Source organism: Pseudomonas sp. (assembly GCF_036404235.1).
Taxonomy (GTDB): domain Bacteria; phylum Pseudomonadota; class Gammaproteobacteria; order Pseudomonadales; family Pseudomonadaceae; genus Aquipseudomonas.
Genome location: NZ_DASWOT010000135.1, coordinates 1 through 12,143 on the forward strand (window position 1 = coordinate 1; position 12,143 = coordinate 12,143).

At 57.5% G+C, this 12,143-nt stretch carries 10 protein-coding genes; 4 read left to right on the forward strand and 6 right to left on the reverse strand.

Going from position 1 to position 12,143, the window contains the following annotated elements; all coding sequences use genetic code 11:
• The first annotated feature begins 85 nt into the window (after nt 1-85).
• Entirely contained in the window at nt 86-715 is a 630-nt protein-coding gene (locus tag VGC62_RS17225) for a glutathione S-transferase family protein (RefSeq protein ID WP_331188285.1), read from the forward strand.
• A 198-nt stretch (nt 716-913) separates the two neighbouring features.
• On the opposite strand, the gene creD is transcribed toward VGC62_RS17225, so the two are convergent.
• A complete protein-coding gene (gene creD / locus VGC62_RS17230; protein ID WP_414705817.1) occupies nt 914-2,266 on the reverse strand; it encodes a cell envelope integrity protein CreD in 1,353 nt (450 codons plus the stop codon).
• 305 nt (nt 2,267-2,571) lie between these two features.
• Here creD and VGC62_RS17235 point away from each other — a divergent pair, with 305 nt between their 5' ends.
• Nucleotides 2,572-3,546 carry a serine/threonine protein kinase gene (locus tag VGC62_RS17235; protein WP_331188287.1) on the forward strand — a complete coding sequence of 325 codons (975 nt, stop codon included), beginning with the start codon at nt 2,572-2,574 and terminating at the stop codon, nt 3,544-3,546.
• A 393-nt stretch (nt 3,547-3,939) separates the two neighbouring features.
• Nucleotides 3,940-4,830 (forward strand): EamA family transporter RarD, encoded by an 891-nt coding sequence (gene rarD, locus VGC62_RS17240; RefSeq protein WP_331188288.1) that lies wholly within the window; start codon nt 3,940-3,942, stop codon nt 4,828-4,830.
• A 496-nt stretch (nt 4,831-5,326) separates the two neighbouring features.
• On the opposite strand, the gene VGC62_RS17245 is transcribed toward rarD, so the two are convergent.
• Nucleotides 5,327-5,845 (reverse strand): glycine cleavage system protein R, encoded by a 519-nt coding sequence (locus tag VGC62_RS17245; RefSeq protein WP_331188289.1) that lies wholly within the window; start codon nt 5,843-5,845, stop codon nt 5,327-5,329.
• A 430-nt stretch (nt 5,846-6,275) separates the two neighbouring features.
• On the opposite strand from VGC62_RS17245, the gene VGC62_RS17250 reads away from it, so the two are divergent.
• The gene (locus VGC62_RS17250; protein WP_331188290.1) at nt 6,276-8,453 is read left to right on the forward strand and encodes a malate synthase G; all 2,178 of its coding nucleotides are present in this window, start codon (nt 6,276-6,278) and stop codon (nt 8,451-8,453) included.
• Between the two features lie 112 nt (nt 8,454-8,565).
• On the opposite strand, the gene VGC62_RS17255 is transcribed toward VGC62_RS17250, so the two are convergent.
• Genes VGC62_RS17255 through VGC62_RS17270 form a run of 4 tightly spaced genes read right to left on the reverse strand, consistent with a single transcriptional unit; the run spans nt 8,566 to nt 11,427 of the window.
• Nucleotides 8,566-8,781 (reverse strand): TOBE domain-containing protein, encoded by a 216-nt coding sequence (locus VGC62_RS17255; protein ID WP_331188291.1) that lies wholly within the window; start codon nt 8,779-8,781, stop codon nt 8,566-8,568.
• Between the two features lie 48 nt (nt 8,782-8,829).
• A complete protein-coding gene (gene ssuB / locus VGC62_RS17260; RefSeq protein ID WP_331188292.1) occupies nt 8,830-9,639 on the reverse strand; it encodes an aliphatic sulfonates ABC transporter ATP-binding protein in 810 nt (269 codons plus the stop codon).
• Nucleotides 9,636-10,433 (reverse strand): aliphatic sulfonate ABC transporter permease SsuC, encoded by a 798-nt coding sequence (ssuC, locus tag VGC62_RS17265; RefSeq protein ID WP_331188293.1) that lies wholly within the window; start codon nt 10,431-10,433, stop codon nt 9,636-9,638. Before ssuC ends, ssuB begins: the two co-directional genes overlap by 4 nt.
• A gap of 28 nt (nt 10,434-10,461) precedes the next feature.
• Nucleotides 10,462-11,427 (reverse strand): sulfonate ABC transporter substrate-binding protein, encoded by a 966-nt coding sequence (locus VGC62_RS17270; protein ID WP_331188294.1) that lies wholly within the window; start codon nt 11,425-11,427, stop codon nt 10,462-10,464.
• Between the last annotated feature and the right edge of the window lie 716 nt (nt 11,428-12,143).

The following is a 12,143-nucleotide window of genomic DNA, read 5'->3' on the forward strand; positions in this document are numbered from 1 at the left end:
TGGTTAGCCGAGCAGTTTCAAGCCGCTATTGCGCACTGTACTTGCGCTGACTAGTCTACGAGACAGTCCGATAAGGGGAATGTCCATGTCTGCTCCGAGTATGACGCTGTACTACAACCCGGCATCGCCTTTCTCACGCAAAGTGTTGGTGCTGCTACACGAGACCGGACAAACGAACCGCGTGAGCCTCAAGCCGGTCAATGTCACGCCGGTAAACCCCAATAACGATCTGTGCCAGGAGAATCCTGCGGGCAAGCTACCCGCGCTGTGCCTGGCCGACGGTAACGTGCTGCACGACAGTCGGGTGATTCTCGATTACCTCGATCATCAACATGTCGGCAACCCGCTGATCCCCCGTGAAGGCTCTGCTCGCTGGAGACGCCTGACACTGGCATCGCTGGCCGATGCGCTGCTTGATGCGGCGGTGCTGATTCGCTACGAGACATTCCTGCGGCCAGCACAAAAGCAATGGGCAGAATGGCTCGACAACCAGCAGGAAAAAATTGCCCGTTCGCTGTCGTACTTCGAGCAAGAAGCGGTCACCGAGCTGAGTTCGCACTTTGATATCGCCTCCATCAGCCTGGCCGCAGGCTTGGGTTATCTGGATTTGCGCCAGCCCGACCTTGGCTGGCGCAGCCGCTACCCGCGTCTGGGGGCCTGGTATTACGAAGTGTGCCAGCGGCCGTCGATGATCGCGACTCAACCGCCGGCGTAATAGGCCTGCGAACAACCGCCGACGCCATGCGCGGTCATGCTGGGGAATGGGGCCGAAGGTCTATTTGTGGGATTTACGCAACGCTCAGCCGTTCGGTCTTTTCCCGCTGCCGCCCGACATCGCCGATCCACCAAAAACTCATTGATCTGTGCAACCAGCTTCTCCCCTATCAGCTGATCCTCCCGCAAACCGCGCCACCTACTCATGACTCACCTCGACGTTGCCAGATGCCGGCTGAGCAAGGCCATACCAATCCAGCTTGCAGGTCAGCACCATGAACACCACCAACAAACCGAACAACAACAGTGCCCCCATCAGCAGCGCGTAGTCTTCGGCACTGAGCAGCCCGTAAAGCAAGGCATACAGCGTCCCCAACGCCAGACCAAAACCCAGCCCATGGCGCACACTGCCGAGCACATGGCAGACATAAAACCCAATCAGCGACACACAAGCACTCGCCGACAACAGGTACGCCAAGGCAAACCCGATGTGCTCGGACAGCGACAGCAGCAACAGGTAAAACAGCGCCAGCGCCGCCCCCACCAACGCGTATTGCACAGGGTGGACCGCCAACCCCTTGAGCACTTCGAGCAACAAGAACCCGGCGAACGTCAGCGCAATGAACAGCAACGCATATTTGATTGAGCGGTCACTCTTCAAATACTGATCCACAGGCGAGATAAAACTCACGCCGAAGCTGCGACCCTGAAATTCGGCGCATACCTGGTCTGCGGCGCAGCGATTGAGTATTTCCTGCAAGTTGGTGGAGAAGAAAGAAGCCTGCCAGTTGGCGCTAAAACCTTGCTCCGACACCTCGCGTTTTGCCGGCAGATAGCTGCCGATAAAGCTGGGATGCGGCCAATCGGCGGACAACTGCACAGAACTGGTCTTGCCCACAGGGGTGATTTGCAGTTGCCCCGTGCCTTGCAAGCGCAGGTCAAAGGCGAAGTTCAGTTGGGTCTGCTGCGCCCCTGTCTCCATTGGCAGTGCAACGCTCACCCCCTCCCCCAGCAGCGGCACACGGGTGCCCGGTACGAAATCCAGCTGTTGCCCATCAAGATCGAGCTTTAGCGCATTTTCGATGCCGCGAACATCGCTGATCCCCACCGCCATAAACGGCTCATCGAACTGGTAATCGGCAAAGTCATCGCCCAACCCGAAGTGCTCCGGCAAAACGAAATGCCCGCTGATGTGGTTGTCGGCATGGTAAAGCCGCGCCTCGTAAATCCCCCTGGAGCGCACTTCGGTTTGCACCTTGCCATCGAGCTCGAAACGCTCCGGCAAAAAGTACAAACGCCCTCGTTCTTCGATCGTCTCCTGATAACGCTCCTGGGTCTGGGCGTTGAGCTTCCAGATATGTATGGCTTTGCGATAAGGCACGATCAGGATCGGTCCGCTCAATTGCTGGCTATAACTGGAGCTACGAGCAATGCCCTCCAACACCCCATCGCGCTGGTTTTGCCGATCACTGATCAGACCGCTGATCATCATCAACGCAATCATCAACAACAGGATCAACAGCGCGATCATTCCCAACTTGAATACACTCATGCCACGGCTCATGGGGCTCTCCCGATGTTTGATAGGGCAAGCTTGCGAGCGGCACATGGAGGGTTTATGCGGGGAATGTGGAGATTGTGTGGAGAAACAGCGCCCGCCCACCTGAATCGAACACCTGTGCAAACCGGGTGGTGTTGCATTTGCTCGCGAGTTCAGCGTTTCTGACCATTGGGATGCAGATCAGGCTCGGCATGAACTGGCTGTCCGGGCATTACTGAAACCTGCCACCTCATTTACATGCGTCTGCGTTACCATGACGGGCCCGACGCGGCAGCCTGCTGCGCGCAGGAGTAAGCATGGCCCACCCGTTTGCAACACTCACGCCTGACCTCGTACTCGATGCCGTCGAAAGCATTGGTTTTGTCAGCGACGCGCGCATTCTTGCGCTTAACAGCTACGAGAACCGCGTCTATCAGGTTGGGATCGAAGACGATCAGCCGCTGATTGCAAAGTTTTACCGGCCACATCGCTGGACCACCGAGGCCATCCTCGAAGAACACAGCTTCACCGCCGAACTGGCCGAGGTCGACATCCCGGTTGTCGCGCCGATGGTGCATAACGGTGCAACCCTGTTTGAGCACGCAGGCTTTCGCTTCACCCTGTTCCCACGTCGCGGCGGGCGGGCGCCAGAGCCGGGCAATCTCGATCAGCTTTATCGCCTGGGCCAACTGCTCGGGCGCATTCACGCTGTGGGTGCCACCAAACCGTTCGTACACCGCGAAGCGCTCGGGGTGAAAAATTTCGGCCACGACTCGCTGGCCTACCTGTTAGAAAACAACTGCATCCCTCGCAGCCTGTTGCCCGCGTATGAATCCGTGGCCCGCGACCTGCTTAAGCGCGTCGAAGACGTCTATGCCGCCACTTCACACCAGAACATCCGCGTCCATGGCGACTGTCACCCTGGCAACATGATGACCCGCGACGACATTTTCCATATTGTCGATCTAGACGACTGCCGCATGGGCCCTGCCGTGCAGGACATCTGGATGATGCTTGCCGGTGATCGCCATGAATGCCTGAGTCAGTTGTCGGAATTGATGGACGGCTACAACGAATTCCACGATTTCAATCCACGCGAACTGGCGCTCATCGAGCCGCTACGTGCGCTACGGCTGATGCACTACAGCGCATGGCTGGCCAGACGCTGGGACGATCCGGCGTTTCCTCACAGCTTTTCCTGGTTCGGCACCGAGCGGTACTGGGGCGATCAAGTGCTGGCGTTGCGCGAGCAACTCTCGGCACTGAATGAAGAACCATTGAAGTTGTTTTAACCACAATAATGGGAGCGAGGCTTGCCCGGTTTTTACATGGTGGGTCAGGGCCAAAAACACATTGAACTGCGCCCCAAATGTAGGAGCGCGGCTTGTCCCGCGATCTGGCGCGCAGCGGCAGTAAACCCGGTACGTGCGGTCTGCCTGTCACACCGCGTGCGCAGGTTTTACGACGGGTTCCCCGCCGGTCGCGGGACAAGCCCGGCTCCCACATGTAGGTGCAGTTCATGGAGGTGCAGGGTCAAAACGCATTGAAGGAGCTAGGCTTGCCCGCGAAGTCTTGCGGGCAGATGCCCTTCAATTAGGTAGATCCGACGCTTTGGCGGGCAAGCGGAACACCGCCTGGCCTTGCTCCAACAATGCAAAATACAAAAACCTGCAACAGGACTTCGCATGCAAGCCGTCAACCCGCGTCGCGGGTACATTCTTGGCCTTAGCGCCTACATCATCTGGGGATTGTTCCCGATCTATTTCAAACTCCTTTCCAGCGTTGCGCCGATTGAAATCATCGTCAATCGGGCGATCTGGTCGGCGGTCTTCGGCTTGGCGTTGCTGACGCTGGTGTGGAAGCATCCTGGCTGGTGGCAGGAGCTTTGCGATAATCCCCGACGCTTTGCGGTGCTTGCACTCAGCGGATCACTGGTTGCGGGTAATTGGCTGATCTACGTGTGGGCGGTAAATAGCGGGCACATGGTAGAAGCCAGCCTGGGATACTTCATCAACCCTTTGATCAACGTGATGCTGGGCATGGTGCTACTGCGCGAACGCTTGCGGCCCTTGCAATGGATTGCGGTGATCCTCGCGCTGATCGGCGTTACGCAGCAGGTGTGGCAAGTGGGCAGTCTGCCGTGGATTTCCCTGGCGCTGGCGTTCAGTTTTGGTTTCTACGGGCTGATCCGCAAACAGGCGCCTGTCGCCGCGTTGCCGGGGCTGGTGGTTGAAACCTGGATATTGGTGCCGCTGGCGGTGGGCTGGTTGCTGTTCAACCCGATGGCGCATAGCGCGCAAAGCGAGTTCTGGACCACCACGGACGCGATCTGGCTGGCCGCCGCTGGGCCAATCACGCTGGTGCCATTGGTGTGCTTTAACGCTGCGGCGCGGCATTTGCCGTACGCGACGTTGGGTTTTTTGCAGTACATCGCGCCGGTTCTGGTGTTGTCATTGGCCGTGCTGGTATACGGCGAACACATGGCACCGAGCACCATGGTGACGTTTGGATTTATCTGGGCGGGCTTGGTGATCTATAGCGTCGATGCGTGGATGAGCCTGCGTCGCCGACCGTGAAAAACCTGCTCATTAAATGATCAGGTCGCTGCAAGCCACGACCTGCATGGCTTGCAGCAATCTTCCCTCAGGTTATCCACAATCTCGTTCAAGCTATTTGTGTACAAGCCATTGAAACTGTTGATTTTTTGATCAACGCCAGCACAGCCTTGATGGCCGAGGGCTACAACGCGCTATCCGCAGGTTATCCACAGGCAGAGCTATGGAAAACCTGAATAACCCGCCCTGAAACACGGGGGCTTCTGTAGGAGCCAACTTGTTGGCGAGGCGATCCACGCGGTGTTTCTGAAACGCCGCCTCGCGAACACGTTCACTCCTACATCTGATCAACCGCCACATTAAAGACATCCGCCAATGGCGCGCCGTAATGGATGAGTAGCGGCGGGTAATTGTGGCTGAGGGCTCAGTTCAGGTGTAGGAGCCAACGTGTTGGCGAGCAGGTTTCCAGTCGGAAGTGATGCGGCGCTCCAAAGGCAAATTCAGCAGCGGACGAACCTCACTCCTCCGATTTCAACACCAATTCGACCATCAGATCATCGGCCAGTGTCTCCAGGTGCGTCTTCAATACATCCAGCGATAACGTCAGGGGCACGCCCAATACCGCGTTGGCATGGAACAGTGTTTCGCTGCTCATGGGCGCTGGGGAAACATCGGTAGCCAGTTGCTCGACGTTCACCCCCTGCTGAGTCAGCAGCCGCGTGATGTCGCGTACGATGCCGGGGCGATCATTGCCGACCAATTCCATGTTGATCGGCTTCCAGGCGCTGGCACTCTCGATTGTGCTTTCGGCGAACTGCGTGCGGATGCCGTCTTTTGCTAACGCTTGCAGCGCGCTGATCAGCTCATCACGCGCCTGGACCGGGACCTGTACGCGCAAGATCCCGGCGAATTGCCCAGCCATATGCGTCATGCGGCTTTCCAGCCAGTTGCCGCCATGATTGGCGATGCAGGCTGCAATCTGCTCAACCTGCCCTGGCTTGTCGGGCGCAAATACGGTGACAACGAGATGATCCACGGTCAATTCCTCTTCTTTTTGCTTTTCAGCAGGCCGGTAATACCGGTCTGTGCGGCGGTTGGCCAAGTATAGGCAACCCGTAGCCAAGTGCCGAACCGTTCTATGAAGCACCAATCGTGTACTCTTTTTGAGATTATCTGGAACAATTCGTGAATTTCTTGAGAACATCATGGACCTCTACAGGCCACCCGTGAAACTCGGCGTCATGTGACATATTTAGTCTGATTCTCACGCTGCGACTCATCATGTAGTATTGCGCCGCGTCCACTACATAACGTTGGAACACTGCCTGAGCCCACCTCGCTGCACGCCCAAAAGCCCAGCCGCCAACCTTGGCATGTGTTGGATGGAGCGCAGCATTTGGTCAATGGCTTTAATAAAAGAGCGCTCAACATTGAAGCGCACATAGCTGAGTAGAGTGAGGCAAGCAATGACTGAACACGTTCAAGTCGGTGGCCTTCAGGTCGCCAAAGTCCTGCTGGATTTCGTGAACAACGAAGCCATTCCCGGAACCGGTCTCGATGCCGCTACATTCTGGGTGGGTACCGATAAGCTCATTCACGAGCTGGCGCCGAAGAACAAAGCCCTACTCGCGAAACGTGACGACCTACAGGCAAAAATCGACGCCTGGCACCAGTCCAACGCCGGCAAGGCCCACGACGCCCCAGCTTACAAAGCGTTCCTTCAGGAAATCGGTTATCTGCTGCCAGAAGCGGCGGACTTCCAGATATCGACGCAAAACGTCGACGAAGAAATCGCCCATATGGCCGGCCCGCAATTGGTAGTGCCGGTGATGAACGCCCGCTTCGCGCTCAACGCCTCCAACGCGCGCTGGGGTTCGTTGTATGACGCGCTGTATGGCACCGACGCCATCAGCGAAGCCGACGGCGCCGAGAAAGGCAAAGGCTACAACAAGGTTCGCGGTGACAAGGTCATCGCTTTCGCACGCGCCTTCCTCGACGAAGCCGCGCCTTTGGCCGCAGGCTCCCACGTCGATTCCACTGCGTACAAACTGGTCGATGGCAAGCTGGTCGTCGGCCTAAAAGGCGGCAGCAACACGGGCCTTAAAGATGACGCGCAACTGATCGGTTTTCAGGGCCAAGCATCCGCGCCGACTGCCGTGCTGCTCAAGCACCATGGCCTGCATTTCGAAATTCAGATCGACGCCTCAAGCCCGGTTGGCCAGACCGACGCCGCTGGCGTGAAAGACGTGCTGATGGAAGCCGCGCTGACCACCATCATGGACTGCGAAGACTCCATCGCTGCCGTCGATGCCGACGACAAAGTCGTGGTTTACCGCAACTGGTTAGGCCTGATGAAGGGCGACCTCTCGGAAGAGGTCGCCAAAGGCGGCACTACTTTCACGCGCATCATGAATGCCGACCGCGTCTACACTTCGCCGACTGGCGAGCCGGTGACGCTGCATGGCCGCTCACTACTGTTCGTGCGTAACGTCGGCCACCTGATGACTATCGACGCCATCCTCGACAATCAGGGTAATGAAGTGCCAGAAGGGATTCTCGACGGCCTGATGACCAGCCTTGCGGCGATCCACAACCTCAATGGCAGCAGTACCCGCAGCAACAGCCGCAGCGGCTCGGTGTACATCGTCAAACCGAAAATGCACGGCCCGGAAGAAGCGGCGTTCACCAACGAGCTGTTTGGCCGTATCGAAAACGTCCTGAACCTGCCGCACAACACCCTGAAAGTCGGGATCATGGACGAGGAGCGCCGCACCACGGTCAACCTCAAGGCCTGCATCAAAGCCGCCAGCGAGCGTGTGGTGTTCATCAACACGGGCTTCCTCGATCGCACCGGCGATGAAATCCACACGTCAATGGAAGCGGGTCCGGTGGTGCGCAAGGCGCAGATGAAAGCCGAGAAGTGGATTAGCGCGTACGAGAACTCCAACGTCGATATCGGTCTGAAGTGCGGCCTGCAAGGTCGTGCGCAAATCGGTAAGGGCATGTGGGCGATGCCGGATCTGATGGCGGCGATGCTGGAACAAAAAATCGCACACCCGCTGGCAGGTGCAAACACCGCTTGGGTGCCGTCGCCAACCGCTGCGGCCTTGCATGCGCTGCACTATCACAAGGTCGACGTGTTCGCGCGTCAGGCCCAATTGGCGAAGCGCACGCCTGCGTCGATTGATGACATCCTGACTATCCCGCTGGCGCCGAACATAAATTGGACGCCTGAAGAAATTCAGAACGAGTTGGACAACAACTCGCAGAGCATTCTGGGTTATGTGGTGCGCTGGATCGATCAGGGTGTGGGCTGCTCGAAGGTGCCGGACATCAACGATGTCGCCCTTATGGAAGATCGCGCGACACTGCGAATCTCCAGTCAACACATCGCCAACTGGTTGCGCCACGGCGTGGTCAACCAGCAGCAAGTGTTGGAAAGCCTCAAGCGCATGGCGCCGGTGGTGGATCGTCAGAACGATGGCGACGCGCTGTATCGCCCGCTAGCGCCGGATTTCGACAGCAATATCGCGTTCCAGGCGGCGGTTGAGCTGGTGATCGAAGGCACCAAACAACCAAACGGCTACACCGAGCCCGTGCTGCACCGTCGGCGTCGTGAGTTCAAAGCCAAGAACGGGCTGTAAAAACGCCCGTGGTCATCGAGTAGCAGGCAATCTCCTACAGAGAGTCGCTGGCCAAACTCAATAAAAAACCCCGAAGGGCTCGCGCGCTTCGGGGTTGTGGGTGACGCATCGATCACAACTTGGCGATCGACACCTCGGTGGATTTCACGAACGCGATCACTTCGCTCCCGATCACCAATTCCAACTCTTTGACAGAGCGGGTGGTGATTACAGAAGTGACGACGCCGGAGGCGGTCTGGACGTCGATTTCCGACAGCACGTCACCGAAGACGATTTCCTTGATGGTGCCTTTGAACTGGTTGCGTACGTTGATTGCTTTGATAGTCATGATGAGGCTTCCTCTGGGGTCGATTTCTGATGCTGTATAGCGTTGTGGTTAATTGGCCCAGCGCAGTTGCGTGGGCAATGGTGAAGTGGGTTCGGGTTCAGGCGGCGAGCCTGGGATCGACAACACTCGATTGAGTACTTCAGTTTCCAGCGCAGCGAGGCGATAGGAACCACGAGCGCGAGGACGCGGCAGATCGACCAACAAATCAAGGCCGATTTCGCCTTCTTCAATCAGCAACACGCGGTCGGCAATCGCCACCGCTTCACTGACGTCATGGGTCACCAGCAACACCGTGAAGCCATGCTGCTGCCAAAGACGCTCGATCAACTGCTGCATCTCGATACGGGTCAGCGCGTCCAACGCACCCAGCGGCTCGTCCAGCAACAGCAAGCGCGGTTGGTGGATCAGCGCTCGGGCCAAGGCCACACGTTGCTTCTGCCCACCGGATAACGCCGCAGGCCATTCATTAGCGCGCTCGGCCAAGCCAACCGCTTGGAGTGCCTCAAGGGCTTTTGCACGCCAGTTGCCAGCCAAACCGAGGCCAACGTTGTCGATGACTTTCTTCCAGGGCAGCAAACGCGCTTCCTGGAACATCAGCCGTGTGTCTTCCCGTGCATCGGCCAGCGACGCCGAGCCTGCCAGCAGCTGTCCTGCGCTGGGCTGGTCGAGGCCAGCCAACAAACGCAACAAGGTACTTTTGCCACAGCCACTGCGTCCGACTACCGCCACGAACTGACCAGCAGGAATGTGCAGGTCGATGTCTTTCAAAACTTCCCGCGAGCCGAAGGTTTTCTTCAGGTTGCGGACTTTCACTGGAATCCCGCGTAACAGGTTTGCCGGTTGTTGGAGATTGCTCATGCTGCACCGCCTTTAGCCACTTGATACGCTGGGTGCCACCGCAGGCAAACCCGCTCCAGCCCCCGAGCCGCGAGGTCCGCCAACTTGCCAAGCACCGCGTACAGCAGAATCGCCAGCACCACCACGTCAGTTTGCAGAAACTCCCGGGCGTTCATCGCCAAATAGCCAATGCCGGAGCTGGCGGAAATGGTTTCCGCAACAATCAACGTCAGCCACATGAAGCCCAGCGCGAACCGCACGCCCACCAGAATCGAAGGCATGGCCCCCGGCAGGATCACGTGCCAAAACAAACGAAACCCGGACAAGCCGTAACTGCGAGACATCTCCACCAGCGCCGGATCGATGTTGCGAATACCGTGATACGTGTTGAGGTAAATCGGAAACAGCGTGCCCAGGGCCACCAAAAACACCTTGGCGGTTTCATCGATACCGAACCAGAGGATCACCAATGGGATCAACGCCAGGTGCGGCACGTTACGGATCATCTGCACCGAACTGTCGAGCAGGCGTTCGCCCCATTTCGACAGACCGGTGATAAAACCCAGCGCCAGGCCAATACTGCCGCCGATGGCAAAACCAACACCGGCACGCCAGCCACTGATGGCCAGGTGAGTCCAGATCTCGCCACTGCGAACCAGGTTTACGCCCGCTTCAATCACGGCGCTGGGCGCTGGAAGAATGCGCGTGGATAACCACCCCGCGCTGACCGCCAGTTGCCACACCGCCAACAACAAGACCGGTAGCACCCAGGGCGCCAGTCTGTGGGTAATGTTCTGTGTAGAGCTGAGGCTCATGGAGTTGTCTCCTCAAAGGGCCCGAAGATCACTGTGCTTTCGCGACAGCAGCGGGTGGTGTCCAAATCACGTCGGCGATGCTGAGTGGTTTAGGAATCAATTTGAGTTGGTAAAACGTGTCGGCGATTTTCTGTTGCGCCGCGACCGTTGCCGGTGTGATGAACGACGCGCCATAACCCTGGCGCTTGACCGAAATCGCGGTGATGTCCACGGGCAGACCCAACAGCGGCGCAACCTGTTTAGTCACTTCGTCCGGATTCGCCTTGGACCACTCGCCCACTGCGCGCACTTCTTCGACCAGCGTCTGAATCACTTTCGGATGCTGTTGTGCATAAGGTTTGGTCGCCAGGTAAAACTGGTTGTTGTCGACGATACCTGTGCCGTTACGCAGCGTACGCGCTTGCAGTTGTTGCTCGGCAGCCGCTTGGTATGGGTCCCAGATGACCCAGGCATCGACACTGCCGCGCTCGAATGCAGCGCGCGCATCGGCAGGCGGCAGGAATACAGTCTGGATGTCGGTGTATTTCAGGCCCGCTTCTTCAAGCGCACGGACCAATAGGTAATGCACATTTGAGCCTTTGTTGAGGACAACCTTCTTGCCCTTGAGCTCTTTGACGGAGGTGATCGGCGAATCCTTCGGCACCAGGATTGCTTCGCTGGTCGGCGCGGGCGGCTCGGAAGCGACGTACAACAGATCGGCACCTGCTGCCTGGGCAAAGACTGGCGGAGTTTCGCCCGTGACCCCAAAGTCGATGGACCCAACGTTCAGCCCTTCAAGCAGCTGCGGGCCGCCGGGGAACTCTGTCCATTGCACTTGTACGTTTTGCTCGGCCAGCTTCTTTTCCAGCGAACCCTTGGCCTTGAGCAGTACCAACGTGCCATATTTTTGATAACCGATACGTAGCGTGTCGGCCTGAGCTTGAGTAATAACGCCGAAGGACACCGCCGCAGCAAACAGAGCGAACAGGCCTTGACGCAAAATGACAGTGCGCATGGCACGCTCCTTTGCTGTAAGTATCAGGTAGCACCTTCCCGACCGATGGCGGACAAGGTGTTTTTAGCAATTCATTGCCGACGAATGCGCCTGCACGAGAGAGACCTTAACAGGACTTTTTTATTCCTATAAATCTTATTTATTCATTTGGTTAGCACCAAATAGAATATGAGATTTATTCTTTGGCGAGCTGAGGCTTACCCGCGATGACTTTGTTTCAGGTGCTAGAAATGCAGCGCTTGAAATGACCTTTTCGCGGGCAAGCCCTAATGCCAATCAGTTAAGCCCCTTTTGAACGATGTCCACTTTTCGTCTGATGCAGGGAGCCCCTGAAATCATGGGGCTGCTTTTTTGAGGTCGCTGCTTCTTTTTCCTTAACTGACTGGCATTAAGGCAAGCTGGCACCGCACCTTTCATGTAGGAGACGGGCTTGTCCCGCGACCGGCGGGGAACCCGTCGTAAACCTGCGCACAGGGCGTAACAGGCAGACCGCGCGCACCGGGTTTACTGCCGCTGCGCGCCAGCTCGCGGGACAAGCCGCGCTCCAACAAACGCGTCAAAACTCACAAATTTCAGATATCGAGTAGGAGGCGGATTTACATCCGCCGTCCTCTCACACCACCGTACGTACGGATCCGTATACGGCGGTTCAGGTCAGGCGGCTAAGCCGGTTTATCGTATCCAGTATTGAAACCAGCCCAAGTCCGTCCCAGAGT